This window comes from Acinetobacter sp. Colony158, from assembly GCF_019264745.1.
In the GTDB taxonomy this organism is placed as follows: Bacteria; Pseudomonadota; Gammaproteobacteria; order Pseudomonadales; family Moraxellaceae; genus Acinetobacter; species Acinetobacter ursingii.
In genome coordinates this window covers 1909952-1929714 of sequence record NZ_CP078523.1, presented here as the reverse complement: position 1 = coordinate 1929714, position 19763 = coordinate 1909952, and the positions used below count along the sequence as shown (strand labels likewise).

The following is a 19763-nucleotide window of genomic DNA, read 5'->3' as shown; positions in this document are numbered from 1 at the left end:
GGTGGAAAACGGTTGGAAACATATACCAAATAATCCCGAAAAATACCGTAAAAAAATGCGAACCCCAGAAACGACAAAACCCCGAAATCTTTGTATATCAAGGTTTCGGGGTTTATCTAAAATTCCGTGAAGAATCAATGGTCCCGAGGGTCGGACTCGAACCGACACGTCATCGCTGACAGTGGATTTTGAGTCCACCGCGTCTACCAATTTCACCACCTCGGGAGAGCTGATGCTTGCTTTGTGTTGCGTATAATAGCGTGTTTTAAAAACTTGTCAACGGTAAGTCTTTGACTATTGCCTACTTTTACAGCAAACAAACTTTTATCAGGATAAAATCATCATGACTCCCTTCCAAAAGCCAAAAAGACTATACTAGGCGCAAATTTTGTAATGTCCCGTATTATGCAGCTTTCAGACTTTAACTTTGATCTTCCAGATGAATTAATCGCTCGTTATCCACTTGAATCACGCAGTGCTTCGCGTCTTCTCCATTTAGATGCACAAGGTCAATATCACGATCATATGTTTACCGAGATTGTCGATTTATTAGATGAAGGTGATTTACTGGTTTTAAACGATACCAAAGTCATGAAAGCGCGTTTAAAAGGTAAACGTGCAAGTGGTGGCGCCGTTGAAGTTTTGGTTGAACGTATGCTGGATCAAACTATTGCTCATTGTCATATAAAAGCCAGCAATACCCCAAAAGCAGGCGCAGAGCTATTTATGGGTGAAGATGGAGTCAAGGTCGTTGTACAAGGCCGTCATGAGAATTTATTTGTGGTGGAATTTTCTCAACCTATATTGTCAGTCTTAGATCGTTATGGACAACTTCCCATTCCACCCTACTTTAATCGTGAAGCGGAAGCCATTGATACAGAACGCTATCAAACCGTATTTCATGATCCCGAAAAAATTGCCAGCGTTGCGGCACCAACTGCAAGTTTGCATTTTGATGAAGATTTACTCAAAAAACTAGAACAAAAAGGCATTCAAAAAACGTTTGTCACTTTGCACGTCGGCGCAGGCACATTTATGCCTGTGCGTACAGATGATATTAAAAATCATATTATGCATAGTGAATGGTGTGATGTACCAGAAGCCACTGTCGATTTAATTCGTCAAACAAAGGCACGTGGAAATAAAGTCATTGCTGTTGGAACGACGGCAACTCGTGCATTGGAAAGCGCAGTACAGGCACATCAGGGTCAGATTGCAGCTTGGACAGGCGATACTCAAATTTTTATCTACCCTGGTTATCAATTCTGTGTGGTAGATCGCTTGATTACCAATTTTCATTTGCCTGAATCGACCTTATTGATGTTAGTTTCAGCGCTCTCAAATCGTGACAATATCCTGAAAGCCTATGCCCATGCAGTCGAATCAAAATACCGTTTCTTTAGTTATGGCGACGCCATGTTGATCGATCAAGCTCTATAAGGTAAATCATCAAGATGCCAATTAAGACTGTACAACGCGCATTACATATTCGTCGTAACAAAAATGCGCATGTATTTCGTAATATTGCACGGCTTTGGGAGATTGGCGAACAAGTCGAAACGCATCAGCAAATTTTGGATCAACTGCATCCGTGGGGAGATCATCCTACACTCCGTTTTGACAATGGTTTACCCAAGTTTCTGATGCTGCTAGGTGCGCTCAGTTTCTTTGCCATGTTTGCTTTGCCCAGCATAGGTTTGCCTTTTATTTTGGGATTTTTTAGTAGCATTGTTTTATTGTTTTTAGCTTTTATTCTTTATGAAACAGATGATGCTATTCAAGAAGTTGTTCGATATCTGGAAGAAAAGTCGATTGAAACACGCTACCATTTAAAATTTGGGCGAACTCCTGAACATTTACCTTTAGGCATGAGTTCAACCTTATTGATTAATCAACTCAAAAATAGCTTTCCCCTGTTTAATAAAGGTTCCACCTCCAATCAAATTCCGTGGTATGCCAGTGCAAATATTAGTGATGATGAGAACCATCAATATCCTGCTTTTATTTTCCAATATACCTACATCGAAGAAACGCATATTCATGATGCAGATGGAGACAAAGTTACTATTCGTCGTACAGAAAAAAATCAGTGGGGCGTTTTTATCTTTGAGACACAAATACGCGGACTTGCGGTAACTAATTTACGTCGGGACATTGGTTTCCCATACGAAGTCCGCTGGAACAGCAGTGATATCCAGATTAATCAGCAATTACAGATTTATGGGATGGATCAACTACAATTGGTCAAAACACTTAATCCTGCATTATTACTGCGCTTGTCCGATTTTTTTAAATCGCGTAAAGGTGAACTGATTTTTCATTCTCATCAAAATATGATGTGCTTTTTAGGTGAGGCAGATTTATTTGAAGTCAGTTCCAAAGCACGAGAAATTCAGGATATTTCAAGTTTGCGTGGACATTTACGCACCTTTCGATTAAAACATTATGAACAACTGTGTTCTGATCTCAGCACTTTTTTAAAATAACAATTTTGGGGAATACGATGGGTTTGTGGATTTTTCTGCTCATTATTTTAGTCATTATTATTTTTGGTATTTTCATTCGCAATAAAATTGTATTGCATTTTAATGCAACCAAACGCGCATGGGCTGATGTAGCGACTTATGAACGGCAAAAATTAAAAGTATTGGACGAACTTGCGCCAATGGTTGAACAATATGCTAGTTTTGAAAAAAGCACTTTGGAAAAAGTCACTGAGTTACGCCAAAGTATTCTTAACCTCAATGTCGATCATACAGATATTGCTCAATTGCAACGTATTGAAAACTTAAATAAAGAATTAATGCGTAGTTTGAATGTGGTAGTAGAAAACTACCCTGAACTCAAAGCCAATGAAATCTATTTACGTATGATGAATGAGATTGATGAGCAAAATGATAATGTCAGTGCGGCCATCACCATTTTTAACCGCAATGTCGAACTGTTTAATAATCATATTGAAGTATTTCCAAATAATATGATTAACACTTTAACCTTAGGCAAGAAATCGATTCGTCCATTTCGTGATCATGCTGCTGCGCAGAGTTTTGATTATCGTCCTAATTTTTAAATCCTCGTTTTGAAGAAAGTGATCATTGCTCTATCCTGAGTGATGGATCACGCTCTTCAATCTAACCGACAAAGCAATATTAGGTACAGTTGATCGTAGAATTTGGCTTTTTATCGATCTCATAACATTTAGTAGTAGAACTCCCTGCATAAATCTAGGAAAATAGCGCTCTTTATTTTAGCCATCAGCGAACTGTTTTTTCGCCTCGATTTGGAAAGTTGCATGAAGTTTGAAAAATTAGGTCAGTCGGGGCGCGCCCGTCGTGGCCGTTTGACTCTTGAACACGGCATCGTTGAAACTCCTGTATTTATGCCCGTGGGTACTTATGGTACGGTCAAAGGTATGTTGCCACGTGACATTGAAGAAATTCAGGCACAAATTATTTTGGGCAATACCTTCCACTTGTACTTGCGCCCTGGTCTTGAAGTCATCAAAGAGCATGGTGGATTGCATGATTTCATCAAATGGAATAAACCAATCTTGACCGATTCTGGTGGTTTTCAGGTGTTTAGTCTCGGCGCAATGCGTAAGATTAAAGAAGAAGGCGTGACGTTCCGTTCACCGATTGATGGCTCAAAAGTATTTTTGTCCCCTGAAATCTCTATGGAAATTCAGCAGGTGCTTAACTCGGATATCGTGATGATATTTGATGAGTGTACGCCTTATCCTGCAACCCATGAAGAAGCACAAAAGTCTTTACAACTTTCGCTACGTTGGGCAAAACGCTGTAAAACCCATCATCATGATGAACTGAAAAATACCAATGCATTATTTGGCATTATTCAGGGTGGCATGTATGAAGATTTGCGTGATGAGTCGTTGAAAGGTTTACTTGAGATTGGTTTTGATGGTTATGCGATTGGTGGTTTATCAGTCGGTGAGCCGAAAGATGAAATGATCAAGGTGCTGGATTATCTGCCAAATAAAATGCCGCATGATAAACCACGTTATCTGATGGGCGTTGGGAAGCCTGAAGATATTGTAGAAGGGATTCGTCGCGGGATTGATATGTTTGACTGCGTGATGCCCACCCGTAATGCGCGGAATGGACACTACTTTGTGACAGACGGTCTGGTGCGTATCCGTAATAGCAAGTATCGTCATGATCAAAGTCCGCTTGATCCGCATTGTGATTGTTATACCTGCAAAAACTTTACTCGTGCCTATCTGTATCATCTTGAAAAATGTGGTGAAATGCTGGCATCGATGTTGGGAACTATCCATAACTTACGTTATTACCAGCGCTTTACCCAAGATATCCGAAATGCTTTGGATCACGGGACTTTCGATGAATTTGTGACAGACTTTTATACCCGTCGTGGTTTAGAAGTTCCCGCTTGTCCTGTAGATTGATGCAACTAGATTTGCGCTCAACAAAAAGACAAGGTAAATTGCAGAACGAACTCGTATTTTGTCAGGATTTGACAATCCTTTTTTAATTTAGGTTTTAAGTTTAGGAAATCGAAATGAGCTTTTTAATTTCTTCTGCTCACGCAGCACCAGCAGCGGCACAAGGCCCAAGCATGGTCACCAACTTACTGATGATTGCAGTATTTATTGCGATCTTTTATTTCTTGATCTGGCGTCCTCAATCTAAACGTGCCAAAGAGCATCGTTCCCTCATTGAGAGTCTAGGTGTTGGTAGTGAAGTCGTTTTTGCGGGTGGTTTGATGGGCCGTATCACCAAAATCGAAGGTGATTATGCGGTGGTTGAACTGAATCGTGGTAATGAAGTTAAAATTCAACGCGCAAGTGTGATTTCAGTTCTTCCTGAAGGCACTCTAAATAACCTTTAATCATAAAAACAGTCGTGCATGTTGCACGACTTTTTCATTTTAAGAAGAAAGCGAATGCGTTACCCTGCATGGAAATATGTACTGATTGTGGTTGTACTCATCATCAGTACACTCTACGCGCTGCCAAGTTTGTATCCAGATGAACCTGCTGTTCAGATTTCAGGTGCCAAAGCCGGTACTCAAATTGATCAGAGCATTGTACAAAAAGCAGAGCAAATTTTAAAAACTGCCCATATTCCAAGCCATGACAATAGCTTCAGTGCCAATGCGGCCTTGTTGCGTTTAAGTTCATCTGAAGATCAGCTGAAAGCGCAGGATGTCTTACGTCGTGATTTAGGTGAAAACTACGTGGTGGCACTCAATCTTGCACCCACAACCCCAGAATGGTTGCAGAAGATTGGGGCGAAGCCGATGAAGCTTGGTCTTGACTTACGCGGTGGTGTCCACTTCCTGCTTGAAGTTGATATGGACAAAGCCATTGCGCAACGTATGGAAACATCGGCGAGTGATATTCGTCGTCAATTCCGTGACAACAACATCAAATTCAATAGTCTTTCACTCAATAACAATGCGATTAACGTTCAGTTTGCCAACAATACTGATCGTGATACGGCGATGGATTTCTTACGTCGTAATGGCAATGAATTCACCCAACAGGCGGTGGCAACGGATAACGGTTCAAGCTTGCGTTTGACTTATACCGATGCTCGTCGTCAGGAAATTCAGTCTTATGCGGTAAATCAGAACTTAACCACACTGCGCAATCGTATTAATGAATTGGGTGTGGCAGAAGCACTGGTACAAACTCAGGGTAATAACCGTATCGTGGTGGAATTACCGGGTGTACAGGATACTGCCGAAGCGAAACGTGTTTTAGGCCGTACAGCGAATCTGGAATTCCGTTTGGTTTCAGACCAGAACGATCAATATATTGACCGCTACACAGGAAAATATAATGGTCAGCCATTACCGCCAGGTACAGAAGTTTTTGCGTATGAATCATTGGATAGTGGTCGTCAGTTATTACTGAATCGTAATCGCATTTTGACAGGTGAACGTGTTCAAAATGCAAGTTCTGGCTTTAGTCAGGATACAGGTGGCGCAGAAGTGAACATCACACTGGACAGTGCGGGTGGTAAGCTGATGGCGGATGCAACACGTAATTCTGTCGGCAAACGTATGGCGGTATTGTTTATTGAAAATAAACAACGCATTAGCTATGTGGCTGATCCTGTGACAGGTGCGCAAACTGAAGTTCGTACGCCTTATACAGAGTCGGTAGTCATTAATGCCGCAACCATTCAAGCCGTTTTGGGTTCACAATTCCGTATTACAGGTCTTGCATCTCCACAAGAAGCTTCTGAACTTGCCTTGATGTTACGTGCAGGCGCATTGGCAGCCCCAATGTACTTTGTTGAAGAACGTGTCGTCGGCCCAAGCTTAGGTCAGGAAAATATCGACAAAGGGATATTATCGACCGAAGTCGGCTTTATTTTAGTCGCCATCTGGATGATCGTGTTCTTCCGTCTGTTTGGTTTGATTGCCAACTTTGCACTGGTGTTTAACCTTGCCATGATTTTAACCGTCATGTCGTGGATTGGCGCTTCCCTGACCTTACCAGGTATTGCAGGGATCGTGATCACCATTGGTATGGCCGTCGATGCCAACGTCCTGATCTGTGAACGAATACGAGAAGAAATGAAATGGGGTGCTTCGCCCAAACAGGCGATTGTGGCAGGTTATGATCGAGCTTATAACACCATTTTTGACTCGAACCTCACTACGTTCCTTGTTGCATTTATTCTTTTTGCCATCGGGACAGGCCCAATTAAAGGCTTTGCTGTCACCTTAATGATTGGTATCGTCTGCTCGATGTTTACTGCAATTACAGTAACTCGTGCGATTGTCCAGCTCATTTATGGCAAACGTCGTAATTTGAAAAAGTTGAGCATATAAGGAGATCGATGATGACTGATGTGACTCAACCTAAACAATACGGCCGTCCAGACAACGAACGCATTATCCCATTTATGAAGATCGCCAAACCAGCGGCAATCTTCTCGATTCTACTGACACTTGCCAGTATTTTCTTTATCGTGACCAAAGGTTTAAATCTTGGTCTTGATTTTACGGGTGGTATCTCAGCAGAAATTAATTACTCACAGCCTGTCAATCAAGCTGCGGTCAGTCAGGCTTTGGAAAAAGCAGGCTTTAAAGATGCTGTAGTGCAAACTTTAGGCAGTAATAAAGACCTGCTGGTGCGCATGCCTGTACAAGAAATTAAGGTAGATGACTTAGGTAAAGCGATTTCTCAAGCGGCTCAACTTCCAAACAATACTGCGATGGTTCACAAAGTCGATGCTGTCGGTGGACAAGTCGGAAATGAGCTTTATATCCGTTCTGCGGGTGCTGTGGCTTTGGCCCTTTTGCTCATGCTCATCTATGTCACCATTCGCTTTGAGTTCAAACTGGCACTCGGTGCGATCATGTCATTATTCCATGACATTCTGATCATCATTGGTGCGTTTGCATTGTTCCAATGGCCTTTTGATCTAACTGTTCTTGCAGCAGTATTGGCGGTGATTGGCTTCTCACTGAACGATAACATCGTCGTGTCAGACCGTATCCGTGAAAACTTCCGTAAGATTCGCGGCGCAACTCCTCGTGAAATCGTAGATATTGCTTTGACTGAAACCTTACGTCGTACTATTCATACTTCTATGACATTACTCCTTGTGGTAGTGTCAATGATGTTCTTAGGTGGCGATGGCTTAAAATGGTTCTCTGTCGCGATGTGTGTCGGGGTATTTGTCGGAACTTATTCTTCGATTTATATCGGAACAGCCTTTGCCTTATGGCGTGGTCTAAACCGTCAGGACTTCATCGTTCAGGTTAAACCTGAATTTGAAGATGATATTCCTTAAATATCTTTGAAAAAGTTAAGACGTAAAAATGCCAGTGAAATACTGGCATTTTTTATGACGATCTATTTGATCAAAGCTCTTTATTTTCTAGTTCTTTCTCTCTATCTAATTGTCTTTGACGCTCTTGCTAATTAATACCCTCAAGCTTAATCAGTAGATAAATAATGGCATAATAATATCGAGTCAATAAGGCAAAAAATAAGAACGTATAAAATGAAGATAAGTCCATCGTTCGTTTCGCAATAAAAAATTTCTCATAAAGTTCACTACCTAATGAACAAAATGCACAAATTAAAAATAAATAATAAAGACAACTGATATCCCGATCAGTGATTTTTAATTTCATATGGTTTTCCAATTTATTTTCTAAAAAGTTTTATGTATTCATGTTTATAATCTGAATATTGGGCACAATAAACTGACCGCATCCCATGCCCGAACGCCAAGCCACACTCAGCATAGCATGTCCTAAATCAAAGCATTGATACGCAAAGATACCTAAACGTTCATCAATAATTTGACCATTGTCGTGTGTTGGATGCATCTGAGTATTTAAGGTATTTAAATCCAGACGAATGCCCATACCATGCGCTTTTAGCAATGCTTCTTTGGTGGTCCAGACCTTAAACCAAAAATTTACATCTTCTCCCGAAGCTTTCCAGCATTGGTATTCTTGCGGATGAAAAGCATGTTGAGCCAGTGCTTCAAAGCGGATTTTTCGATCCAAGCTTTCTATATCCGCACCCACATCCTGAACATTTAAACTCAGTGCCAATGCATAGTCCTTCTGGCTATGCGAATGATTAAATTGTAAGGGATGATCGAGTAGATAGGGTTTACCTTGCTCCGCAATCGCATATTGTAATTGTGAAATAGGCACATGTAAAAATTTTGAAATTAATTCATCACGATACTGATAAATTTTGTTTTTTTTATAAGCTTGATACTCGGCACGATTAGCAAAATCCTGAACGGATAATTCAAGAAGATCAGCCAATGATCGAATATACACTTGAATGTTTTTCATGCTCATTGGCTCACTTCTGGATAAAACTATTTTAGACTGAGTTAAAACTTAACAATATCGCCTTTTAGGGCCACACTTGTCAGCGCCATACCTTTATAGCATTGGTAAGTCGTGCTGCTTTTCGCTTCATTGGATTTGAAATAGCTCACAATATTAGTGACTGCATTGCCGCCTTTAGCCTTTGCTGCATTTTGCAATTGAATCAAAGCTGAGCGCAGTACCCAGTCACAAGACGTTTCTGCTGATTTGGCAAAACCATTGGTCTTTTTATTGGTTACAATGCCCTGCTGTAATACTCGTCCACCCGATTTTGTCCCACTCAAATAAAATTTAACCGAACCATCTAGCGCCCCATCCGCAACCGCACGTTCAACGGCGGCTTTAAAATCAAGATCATGCACTTGATCTGCTGCCTGTACAGTTCCCATTAATCCCATACACAGTACAGCAAAGCTGAGTTGCTTCTTAAGTGACATTGTTGTATTCCTCTTATTTCAGGTTTTTAAAAATCAAGGAGGTATTAATTCCCCCAAAAGCAAAATTGTTACTCATGATAATATTGGCATTTAAAGGTCTTGCCTGCCCAGTAATATAATCCAGATCACCACAAAGTGGATCGATATGATCCAGATTTAGAGTTGGAATGAAGTGCTTCCGATGCATCATTTCGATGCTTAGCCATGCTTCAATCGCGCCACAAGCACCAAGCGTATGACCAAAATAACTTTTCAGTGAGCTAATCGGTTTTTTACCCAAAACTTGCGCGGTTGCTTGGGTTTCAGCAATATCTCCCTGATCAGTCGATGTTCCATGTGCATTAACATAATCAATCTGATCCGCCATTAGTCCTGCATCTTTTAAAGAGAGTTGCATACAACGCACCATCATGTCTTGATCGGGTCGGGTTACATGCTGACCATCGGTATTGCTGCCATAACCCAAAATTTCTGCATAAATTTTGGCACCACGGGCCTTGGCATGTTCATATTCTTCCAAAATCAGACAGCCTGCGCCTTCGCCGATCACCAACCCATCACGGTTTTGATCGAACGGACGTGGTGTATGTTCAGGCTGATCATTCATGCCACTGGTGGCCAATAACACATCAAAGACCGCAGCCCCAGCGGCGCTAAGTTCCTCTGCACCGCCAGCCAGCATCACGGTTTGTTTGCCATATTTTATGGCTTCAAAAGCCTGACCAATCGCCATAGAACCTGAAGTACAGGCACTCGATGTCGGTAAGGTTAGACCTTTTAAACCGAAATAAACGGTCATATTCACCGCACTGGTATGTGACATCATTCGGATATACGTGGTTGCATTCATTTGGCTCATGTCATTATCAATTAACATACAACCAAACTCACGTACGGCATCGACACTTCCCGCAGATGAACCAAATGCCACACCTGCATCGCCACTTTTTAAAATGGGATCATTTAATAAACCTGCATCTGTCAGCGCAATTTCAGCGCAGACCACTGACATTAAAGCTACTCGGCCCATTCCACGTGTGACTTTGCGATTAAAATGCTTTGGAACCGTAAAGTTTTCGACAGGCGCACCAAGTTTGGTGCGCAAATCTGTATATTTCTCCCAATCTGGCATATATCGAATGCCACTTTTAGCCTGAGCAAATTGGTCAAAAATAGCATCAGCCGTTTCACCAAGCGAAGTAATTCCTGACATACCTGTGACCACAACACGCTTCATTAGATCAGCCCCCCATTGACTGAAATCACTTGTCGTGTGATATAAGATGCATCATCGGAACACAAAAATTTCACGACACTGGCAACTTCGTCTACATTTCCCATACGTTGCAATGGAATCATTTTTAAAGCATGTTGCTTTACTTCTTCAGTCACCATTTCAGTTTCAATTAGACCCGGAGCGACACAGTTGACGGTAATTTTCCGCTTTGCCAACTCTAGTGATAAAGCTTTGGTCGCCCCAATTAAGCCTGCTTTTGCTGCACTATAATTGACTTGACCACGATTGCCCATCACCCCAGAAACCGAAGATAAGGTCACAATGCGCCCCCCTTTTCTCAAATGAATCATCGGCATAATTAACGGTTTAAGCACATTATAAAAACCATCCAGTGATGTTGAAATCACGTCATCCCATTCATGATCACTTAATGCTGGAAAAGCAGCATCATGAGTTAAACCCGCATTTAAGACGACACCATAAAATGCACCATGAGTTTCAACATCTTGCTCAAGCATCTGACGCACAACTTCACGCTCAGTCACGTCAAACATCAATACGTGGCTGTTTCGTCCCAAACCTTGAATTTGCTGTGCTACAGCCTGCGCTTCTTCAATACGCGAACGCGCATGAACCGTAACATCAAAACCTGCCTGTGCTAATTGCAAAGCAATCGCTTTACCAATTCCCCGACTTGAGCCAGTGACTAAAATTCGTCTATTCACACATTTTCCTTATTATCTTGATCGCCTGTCGGCTCATAAACACTTAAGAGGGCTGAGATTTTATGATTTTTATACGCAATCTCACAGGCAAATTGTCCCAAACCTTCATGTAAATATTGCTGCTCGACTCGAATGATCAAGGTACTTCCCATTTCAAAAAAAGGCACGGGCAGATTTAATTTACGAGTTCCCAATAAAAAACCAACTTTGGGAATATTGCCTTGTTGTTGCCCTTTCCATCCTGAATAGGCACTAATGGTTTGTGCCATCAGCTCGATACTCGACCATGTAGGTAAACCCTCTGCCTCACAAAATAAAAGTGCTGGACGAATGTTCAGATTGGCAACGGCAGATTGTTCAGATATCTCGACCAAATCATCGATAAATACCATCGGTTCTTGATGAGGAATATATTGAATTGCATTTTCCTGAATATTCATGGCAAAGTTCTTCCAAAAATTAAGCTGACATTACTGCCACCAAAGGCAAATGAATTACTCATGACATAATTTAAAGGTCGATCAACAACTGTTTGTGGACTAACCTTACTTTGATGAACAAAATGTTGATCTGCAAGCGCAGGATCAATTTCACCTTGTTGATGCAACGGTAACCATGTCTGATCCAGCAAAACCTGTTGGCAAATATAAGCTTCAACCGCACCCGCAGCCCCCAGACAATGTCCTGTTTTATGTTTGGTGCTACTCATCGGCACACGATCATCTGCAAAAACCTGCCGTACCGCCTTAATTTCCATCGCATCATTTTGCGGTGTGGCTGTACCATGCAAATTCAAATAAGCAATCTGACTGGCATTCAACTGAGCATTTGCCAAAGCACGTTGCATCGCTTGAGCTGCCCCCAGTCCTTCTGGATGCGGTGCAGAAATATGCCATGCATCCATCGATTCACCACCACCAAGAAACATCACTGGAGCAGAATCTTTGGTCAATAGAAACAAACTGGCGGCTTCGCCAATGTTAATCCCATCTCGTTCAAGACCGCATGGCTGACAAATATCCTCAGATAAACTTTCCAGACTATTAAAACCATTTAAAGTTAAACGACATAATGTATCAACGCCGCCCACCAAAACAGCATCAGCCAGATTTGCATTGAGTAAACGTTGCCCAGCAATAAATGCTTTGGCGCTGGATGAACATGCGGTTGAAACTGTGTAAGCTGCACCCTGCCAACCTAAATAGGCCTGTAGACCTTTGGCCAGTGCATTCATTTCCTGTTTATGATGATCAATCATCAGCTCGGTTTTGCCATGAAAATATGCTGCTAGAAGCGGTTCATTATCGCCAATACCCGAAGTCGATGTTCCCATGACAATCGCTAAACGATTAGGATGGATGTTGGCTGTTAAATCTCGCAAAGGGATTTCAATTTGTTGTAAAGCCGTCACAGCAAAACGTAAATTACGAGATGACCAAGCTTCACAGTCATTTGGTAAGTTTTCTATCAAATGTCCTGTATATGCCCCTACCCAAACTGAACGCTCAGGCAGCCATTCAGATTGTATAGATAAGCTGGTTTCTGGCAGGGTTAAACGCTGACGCAACTGTTCAGGACAATTGCCTAAAGCCGAAAGGCTACTGCTCAGTTGAATGCCAACGGCAGAAGAATGTTGTTTTTGTTGCATCATTTTATCTATTCATTGGACTGTAAAGTATTTTCAATCGGTGAAAACGTCATTTGATAAGGCACCTGTACATTTTCGAGTTCCATCTTATCTTTTGAAAGATATTGAATCTTTAAAACCAATTTTTTTTGAATATAAATTTCGCCACCTGCTGCATAGATTTGATCCTGAATAAGCTCAGGATGAATTATGGCCTGTTGTTGGGCAAAATCAGGATAGGTCGCCAGCAAAATATCCCGAATTAAAAATTCAAACGGTAATAAACGCATTTGTTCGATACGCTGTTTCACCTGAATATGCTGACCATTATATTCAACCTGAAATAATTGCTGTCCCGTTAAACTTAAAGCAATGAGCTCTAATACCTGTCCCTGTTGCTGCTGATAGAGTAGAAAACTAAAACTCTTTCCATGCCATTGCACATCTACCTGATCCTGACGCTGATACGCTTGCTGTTGCCATGTCGCATTTTCAAGACCTACAGCTTTCGGCATGAGCTGTTGACAAGCTGTACATGCCGTAAATATACAACTCAATAACAGCAAGCGAATCGATGGCATCTTAAATTTCCGATAGCTGTGCTGGAAAAGCATCTTCACGACAATATTCAGCCAGAGTAGCGAGGCGGCGTTTCGCATTTTTATACATCGGATTACGTTCGTCCCATGCATAACCTGCCAGAAGTGACGCGATCATCCGTTCAATCTCTGGATTTTTGTGTCTGGAAAATACCACATCCTGAAATTCGCCCGTATACCATGCTTCTACATAGGCACGAAAAACGTTGATTCCCTGACGAAGGGGTTGCTCATACTCTGTTAGCCAGTCGATTTGTTCACCTTTGATTGCACGTTCCACCAGTGGAACCGCCAAACTAGAAGATTTCAACGCAATGGTTACACCTGATGAAAATACTGGATCTAAAAACTCTCCTGCATTACCTAACAAGGCATAATTGGACTTCGCCAGATGTTTAACATCAGCTGAATAACCGACCAATGTTCGCACAGGTGTATCAAATTTAGCCTCTGCTAGAATTTTAGACAGGCTCTCATCGTCTGCTAAAATTCGTTTCAGTAAAACTTCATTTTGATCCTGCTCGGCATTGCCAGTCAGATAGTCATTAAAAAAATCCTGCTCGGCAACCACACCAAATGAACTTCGTCCATCTGCAAAAGGAATCAACCAAAACCATGCCCGATGATTTTTTTCATGCACAGTAATCAGGATTTTATGACGATCAAATTCAGGATTGTTAGCAATACCATCTTCAATATGGGTAAACAATGCACGGCGTACAGGAAAACTCGAAGGCGCTTCTAAATCTAAAAATTTAGGTAAGATTCGCCCAAAACCACTGGCATCCAATAAAAATTTTGCCTGTAGTTGATAGGAGTCACCCTGTTCAGGTTGAATCGTTAAAATCGGCTGCGCTGTTTCAACATCGACTGCAATGACTTCGTGCCCAAATCGAATATCTGTACCTAAAGCTTGCGCCTGCTCGGCCAATAACCGATCAAAATCGGCACGGCGAACTTGCCATGTCGTGCCAGGCCCTTCGCTAAACTTTTGAGTAAAATCATAAAAGCTACGTTGTTTTCCACGTAAAAATGCTGCACCATTTTTAAATTGAAAGGCGCATTTTTCAACATGGTCGCGTACAGTATCTAATAAACCCGCTTCTTCTAAAAAGACCATACATTGAGGCAATAAAGATTCTCCTATCGAAAAACGCGGAAAATGCTGTTTCTCAATGATGCAGACTTTAAAACCTTTTTGACGTAATAAAGCGGCTGCTGAACTGCCAGATGGTCCTGCCCCAATAATCATGACATCTGTTTGTTGTATCGTATTTTGTTGCAAATTTTGCATGGCACATTGACCTTTTTAATCTCAGCTCTTTGACTGATAACGTGAAATCACCACATGTTGCTCATCCGATGGCGTAAACAACGTGGCATAAATAAATGAAAAAATGACCCCAAAAAGTACTGTTAAACCAAAACAATGAATCGCATAAGTATGACTTAATGATAATAAACCAAAGCCGAGCAAAGTTGACATCATACATAAGAATAATGCCATTCCAACCACTTGCGGATGATCATGGCCATGTCGATAAAAAATCGCATAATCCACACCAATACCCACAATCAGAAAAGTCCCCATGATACTAAATAAATTAAGTTCAACTCCTAACCAAGCCTGTATCGCAAAAGTCGTAAGTAATGCCAGACTCACTGGCATCACCAACGGCACAATAGAGCGCCAGCCATAAATCACACCTAGACCAATCGCCAGTGCAATCAGGGCATAGACAAATAAAGACTGTGCCTGTAAACGATGTTGTTTAAATAAATCGGATAACTGCATCATCGGTTGTTGCAAAATCACGTGTTCATTTTGCAACTGTTTTAAAGCACTGACATCCTTAACTCCATTTAAAAGCACCAAACGCTCATTAGAACGAACTTGTAAAAAGGCCAATGGATGCTGCTTAAAATCCTGTAGTGACAATAAAGGTAAAGTAGCTAATTGTTGCTGCCATGCTTTTACGTCATTTACGGGTAAGCCCATATTTTGCGCGTACTGCTCTAATACAGATTCTGGAATCGACTGAAGCTGGGCAATATTTTGTTGCTGTTGTTGCTGCGTAGGAATCCATTGTCCTAAAGCTTGAAAACTTGTGAGTTGATCTTGATGTTGTAAATGCTCTAACTTTTGAATCAATACTTGTTCATTGGCTTGCATTTGTTCTGGCGTACGCCCCCGCACCACAAAATAGTCGCTGCCCTGTTGCCCCATGAAGCGTTCGCGCACATACTGATCTTCCTGCTTTAAGGATTTATCCATACTTTGCAAATTGCGAATATCATCATTGTTTTTTAAGAAAAATAAACTACTCACTCCAATGCACACAATACTCAACAAAGTGACATAGCGAATTAGTCGATGCTGCTGAAACCAGATTCTAAATTCACCAATCCACTTTAATCTTTGAATGGCAGGCTCAGCATTTAAAGCAGGTAAACGCGGCAATAATAAAATACTGGTCAACCACGCCGAAGCCAAACCCACAATGGAAAACACGGCGATTTGTTTAAAGCCCGGAAATGGCGTAAAACTCAAAAACACATAGGCCACGATGGTGGTCATCAATCCCATAAACAAGCTCGGCAATAGCGGACGTAGAACTTCAAAACCACTCAGCTTGCGGTGCTGAGATTGCATTGCCATAAAGTAAAAGGAAAAATCGACACAGACTCCGATCAGGCTCGCCCCAAACACCAAAGTCATCAGATGAATTTCACCAAATATCCAGTGAGTGGCGGCGAAAGCCACTAAACACCCTGTCGAAACAGCAATAAACTCAGTCAATAAAGGGCGTAACGAACGAAAACCGAACCAAACCAATAGCATTAGCCCCAGACTTGAACCTAAACCGATGGTCGAAATCTCCTGTTTTGCCGACTGCGTACCATAGTTGGAAAATAATAATGTTCCAGTCCAGTGACTTTTAACATTCATCTGAGCAAGGTGTTGTTCCGTCGTATCAATCCACGCTGAAGCTTGCTCTTGATAATCAATGTTATAAGGGCTTTGTTTTAATTTTAGGCTAAACAACCGTGAAATTTTGTCATGATCATGAATCGTAGCAAAACCGTTTTCCAGTTCAACATTGTCATGTTGTACCTGTTGACTCACTCCAAGCAAATAACGGCTAAATAGCATGAATGGATCTTGTTTTAAGCTCTCTGCGCTAATCGGCAAACCCGGTGTAAACAATTGCATCAGGCTTTTTTCAGTTAAACTTGTATAATCTTTTTGATCAAGTAACTGTTGATCTTCTGCACTCAATAAGCCTGCACGATGCTGATATAAAATTCGCCCGAGTTGTTCCGTATCCACTTGTGGCTGTAACGGTTCAAACAACGAACTTTGGCTCACAGCACGTTGTAAATCATCCGTTGCTTGTTGTAATTGTTGACTATCTTGAGCATCAATCACGACAAAAATATTACTATTTAACTGTTCACTGACATAGTGCTGTGTTGAAGCTAAATCTGCATCCTGATTCAGTTTAGGTAATAACGCAAAAATGTTGGTCTGAATATGAATCTCTTTTTTGAGCCATGCCACGCCCATGATCAAACTGATCACCACGAGTATGACCAGCCAAACCACGCTACATTTATTTTGCCAATTGGAAAAGTGCTTGTTCATCAGTCGTGAGTGCCGCTGGTTGTGAATGTTGCTGACTAAAATGAATCGTGGTTATATTACGACCTTGCTCTGCAATCACAATTTGATTGACATATTGTTGTCCCTGTACATCGACCTGTACAAATAACTTTTTAAATAAGCTACTTTTAGGACGCAAACTGATTGACCAACCTTGGGTGGTGATACTGGTTTTATTGACGGTAAAATGTTGATCTAAAAGTGCTGAATTGCCCGACATCAATTGCAAAAATAAAGTCGCCACTGAACCATACGGCGACTTACCAACATCTAGCTGACTCATGGTTTTTGCTGTTTTCTGAACCAGTTTTTTAGGTGTTACCACAAGGTCTGCTTGGACTGGACGCTGTAACTGCCACAACACACCATTACTTTTAGCAAAAACCACATCACCGTTGGAAACAAAAGTTTTTTGGAGAGATACCAGTTTTTTTTGCTGTTCAAATTTGGCTCGTACCAGCGTGGTTTGTGAAAGCTGTTTAAAAATCTGTTCAGCTTGTGGCGAAGCTGCCTGCACAGTAACCGAAAGACTTAAAACCCAAAATACGAAAGTTGTGAGTAGAACAAAATTAAATCTTTTTTTATGTTCATTTAGAATAGCAGCCATCATGGTTTTTGCTCCTGCGCGGGTTGAAACTCAGACCATGCATTCAGACAATCAAATAATACTTGCGGAGACTGAAAACACATTTCCCGTGTTTGAATTTCAACGGCGACCTGCGTGGTATAACCTTTGGTCAGTCGTTTTCCAGTCGCTTCATCAAAAATTACATAATCAATTTTTAAACGATTTTCCCACTCTTTTAAAATCGCACGTATCCGAATTTTTTGCTCAAACTGAATACCTTGTACATAGCGTACATGGCTTTCAATCACAGGCCACGCATAACCTGAAGCCTGCATTTGCATATAGTTATAATGAAACTGATCCAAAAGCTTACAGCGCGCGATTTCAAAATATTTCAGATAATGTCCATGCCAAACCACATTCATAATATCGACATCATGAAAAGGAACCTCAATAACGACTTCAGCTTGCATAAGCTTGCTCCTGTTGCAGCATCCAATCCGTATTAGACAGTTCAAAGTTGGCAAAACGATCCATTATTTGTTGTAATTCAGTTTGTAATGGTCGGTCTTCCACCACCAATGCAAAACTGTGTAAGGTCCAGTCCATAAATGCTCGCAGCACTGGCGAAAGCTGTTGGTTTAAGCCTTTTAGATGAATGGCCTGCACACTGGCACAACATAAGGCAGCGACCACTTGTTCAGTTAATACAATCACACGTTCGGCATCTCGTGCCGCAATTGTGCCCATGCTGACTTTATCCTGATTGTGACATTCCGTTGAACGCGAAAAAATGGAGGCCGATAAGGTTTGTTTCAATGCTTCGGCTGTCCATGCCGATACCCCAATTTGTACCGCTTTAAAACCATGATTTAAAGGTAAGCGGTCTGCTGTTGCACCTGTTAAATTACGCGGTAAGCCATGATTCATTTTATGATCGACCAATTGCGCTAATTGCCGATCCAATAAATCGGCAATATTGGCAATCATGATTTTTAAACTATCCATCGCTTGGGCAATATGTCCACCATAAAAATGCCCACCATGCAAAACACGCAAGTTAATCGGATCAATCAAAGGATTGTCATTACTCGAATTCAATTCATTTTCAATAAATTGACGTAACCAAACTTTAGAATCTTCAAAAACGCCAATGATATGTGGCGCACAACGAAGAGAATAACGATCCTGCAAACGCGGACTTTGATGGGCGGTTTGCACTTCGCTTTCTAGCCAGTCACGTAATTGTGCTGCAACTTTTTGCTGTCCTGCATGTGGTTTTTGGGCAAACAGCACTTCATCAAAATGTGTTGGATTGCCTTCTAATGCCAAAACATTTAAAGCAGTAATCAATGTTGCAGCATGGGCAACTTGCTCAGCACGTTTATAATTTAAACATGCCATTGCTGTCATGACGGCTGTTCCATTCATCAAAGCCAGTCCCTCTTTAGGACGCAAAATCAAAGGTTCAATACCTTTTGCTTTATACACCTGTTGGACAGGTACAATTTGACCTTGGTAATAGACCTCTCGCTCACCGACCAATACCCCCGCAATATAAGAAAGCGGGGTTAAATCACCACTCGCACCCACAGAACCTTCGGATGGAATCACAGGAATTACATTTTGATTGAGTAACCAGACTAGACGCTCTAGTAACGCCAGTGAAACCCCAGAATAACCTCTTGCCAAAGAACATAATCGCGTAACGACTACAGCGCGCGCAGTCACCAATTCCAAATTTTTACCTAAGCCACAGCCATGAAAACGAGAAAGATGTAAAGGCAGTTCATTCACCTGATGCGCAGGCACTTCAACTAAACAAGAATCTCCATAACCCGTTGTAACCCCGTAAATAACACCTTCCTGCTCTAATAATTCATCCAGAAAGTCAGCGCCTTTTTGAATAAAATCACGCCACGTTTGTTGTTGTGGTAATGAAACCTGACAATACCCATGTGCAACACGCACCACATCTTCAATAGTTAATGGCTCTATCCCTACGGTAATGAATTGTTCTATGCCCGTATTTAATATACTGTTATTCAAT

General features: G+C 41.4%; 20 protein-coding genes and 1 tRNA gene. 7 read left to right on the top strand and 14 right to left on the bottom strand.

The genetic code is table 11. The features are described from left to right. Nucleotides 1-138 precede the first annotated feature (138 nt). Nucleotides 139-225 (bottom strand) — tRNA-Leu (locus tag JR005_RS08045). Nucleotides 226-405: 180 nt separating this feature from the next. Between JR005_RS08045 and queA the strand changes: the two genes are divergently transcribed. From queA to secF, 7 genes are all read left to right on the top strand, one after another. After that, entirely contained in the window at nucleotides 406-1440 is a 1035-nt protein-coding gene (gene queA, locus JR005_RS08040) for a tRNA preQ1(34) S-adenosylmethionine ribosyltransferase-isomerase QueA (protein ID WP_218665814.1), read from the top strand. 14 nt (nucleotides 1441-1454) lie between these two features. Beyond that, nucleotides 1455-2486 carry a hypothetical protein gene (locus JR005_RS08035; protein WP_218664856.1) on the top strand — a complete coding sequence of 344 codons (1032 nt, stop codon included), beginning with the start codon at nucleotides 1455-1457 and terminating at the stop codon, nucleotides 2484-2486. Nucleotides 2487-2503: 17 nt separating this feature from the next. Further along, nucleotides 2504-3070, top strand: coding sequence for a LemA family protein (locus JR005_RS08030; RefSeq protein ID WP_218664855.1), 567 nt, complete (start codon nucleotides 2504-2506; stop codon nucleotides 3068-3070). A 222-nt stretch (nucleotides 3071-3292) separates the two neighbouring features. Beyond that, on the top strand, nucleotides 3293-4423 hold the full coding sequence (tgt, locus tag JR005_RS08025) for a tRNA guanosine(34) transglycosylase Tgt (protein ID WP_151833312.1): 1131 nt from the start codon (nucleotides 3293-3295) through the stop codon (nucleotides 4421-4423). 113 nt (nucleotides 4424-4536) lie between these two features. Continuing rightward, entirely contained in the window at nucleotides 4537-4866 is a 330-nt protein-coding gene (yajC, locus tag JR005_RS08020; RefSeq protein ID WP_004992746.1) for a preprotein translocase subunit YajC, read from the top strand. Between the two features lie 54 nt (nucleotides 4867-4920). Beyond that, nucleotides 4921-6822: a protein translocase subunit SecD gene (secD, locus tag JR005_RS08015; RefSeq protein ID WP_151831582.1), complete on the top strand. Its 1902-nt coding sequence runs from the start codon at nucleotides 4921-4923 to the stop codon at nucleotides 6820-6822. A gap of 8 nt (nucleotides 6823-6830) precedes the next feature. Next, nucleotides 6831-7790, top strand: a complete 960-nt coding sequence (gene secF / locus JR005_RS08010; protein ID WP_010588618.1) for a protein translocase subunit SecF — start codon at nucleotides 6831-6833, stop codon at nucleotides 7788-7790. A 127-nt stretch (nucleotides 7791-7917) separates the two neighbouring features. Here secF and JR005_RS08005 read toward each other — a convergent pair whose 3' ends face one another. Genes JR005_RS08005 through JR005_RS07945 form a run of 13 tightly spaced genes read right to left on the bottom strand, consistent with a single transcriptional unit; the run spans nucleotide 7918 to nucleotide 19762 of the window. Beyond that, entirely contained in the window at nucleotides 7918-8136 is a 219-nt protein-coding gene (locus tag JR005_RS08005) for a hypothetical protein (RefSeq protein WP_218664854.1), read from the bottom strand. A 30-nt stretch (nucleotides 8137-8166) separates the two neighbouring features. After that, on the bottom strand, nucleotides 8167-8823 hold the full coding sequence (locus JR005_RS08000; RefSeq protein WP_218664853.1) for a 4'-phosphopantetheinyl transferase family protein: 657 nt from the start codon (nucleotides 8821-8823) through the stop codon (nucleotides 8167-8169). Between the two features lie 35 nt (nucleotides 8824-8858). Next, entirely contained in the window at nucleotides 8859-9293 is a 435-nt protein-coding gene (locus JR005_RS07995) for an excinuclease (RefSeq protein ID WP_218664852.1), read from the bottom strand. A gap of 13 nt (nucleotides 9294-9306) precedes the next feature. After that, nucleotides 9307-10530: a beta-ketoacyl-ACP synthase gene (locus tag JR005_RS07990; protein ID WP_218664851.1), complete on the bottom strand. Its 1224-nt coding sequence runs from the start codon at nucleotides 10528-10530 to the stop codon at nucleotides 9307-9309. After that, on the bottom strand, nucleotides 10530-11255 hold the full coding sequence (locus JR005_RS07985) for a 3-ketoacyl-ACP reductase FabG2 (RefSeq protein WP_218664850.1): 726 nt from the start codon (nucleotides 11253-11255) through the stop codon (nucleotides 10530-10532). The genes JR005_RS07990 and JR005_RS07985 overlap by 1 nt, the downstream gene beginning before the upstream one ends. Further along, nucleotides 11252-11689, bottom strand: coding sequence for a hotdog family protein (locus JR005_RS07980; protein WP_228731798.1), 438 nt, complete (start codon nucleotides 11687-11689; stop codon nucleotides 11252-11254). Before JR005_RS07980 ends, JR005_RS07985 begins: the two co-directional genes overlap by 4 nt. A gap of 2 nt (nucleotides 11690-11691) precedes the next feature. Next, nucleotides 11692-12906: a beta-ketoacyl-[acyl-carrier-protein] synthase family protein gene (locus tag JR005_RS07975; protein WP_218664848.1), complete on the bottom strand. Its 1215-nt coding sequence runs from the start codon at nucleotides 12904-12906 to the stop codon at nucleotides 11692-11694. A 5-nt stretch (nucleotides 12907-12911) separates the two neighbouring features. Further along, nucleotides 12912-13463, bottom strand: coding sequence for a DUF3261 domain-containing protein (locus JR005_RS07970; RefSeq protein ID WP_218664847.1), 552 nt, complete (start codon nucleotides 13461-13463; stop codon nucleotides 12912-12914). A 1-nt stretch (nucleotide 13464) separates the two neighbouring features. Then, nucleotides 13465-14775 carry an NAD(P)/FAD-dependent oxidoreductase gene (locus tag JR005_RS07965; RefSeq protein WP_218664846.1) on the bottom strand — a complete coding sequence of 437 codons (1311 nt, stop codon included), beginning with the start codon at nucleotides 14773-14775 and terminating at the stop codon, nucleotides 13465-13467. A 21-nt stretch (nucleotides 14776-14796) separates the two neighbouring features. Further along, entirely contained in the window at nucleotides 14797-17127 is a 2331-nt protein-coding gene (locus tag JR005_RS07960) for an MMPL family transporter (RefSeq protein WP_218664845.1), read from the bottom strand. Further along, nucleotides 17096-17755, bottom strand: coding sequence for a LolA family protein (locus JR005_RS07955; RefSeq protein WP_218664844.1), 660 nt, complete (start codon nucleotides 17753-17755; stop codon nucleotides 17096-17098). Before JR005_RS07955 ends, JR005_RS07960 begins: the two co-directional genes overlap by 32 nt. Continuing rightward, nucleotides 17752-18186, bottom strand: a complete 435-nt coding sequence (locus JR005_RS07950; RefSeq protein WP_004992712.1) for an acyl-CoA thioesterase — start codon at nucleotides 18184-18186, stop codon at nucleotides 17752-17754. The genes JR005_RS07955 and JR005_RS07950 overlap by 4 nt, the downstream gene beginning before the upstream one ends. Then, nucleotides 18176-19762 carry an HAL/PAL/TAL family ammonia-lyase gene (locus JR005_RS07945; protein WP_228731797.1) on the bottom strand — a complete coding sequence of 529 codons (1587 nt, stop codon included), beginning with the start codon at nucleotides 19760-19762 and terminating at the stop codon, nucleotides 18176-18178. The genes JR005_RS07950 and JR005_RS07945 overlap by 11 nt, the downstream gene beginning before the upstream one ends. Nucleotide 19763 lies beyond the last annotated feature (1 nt).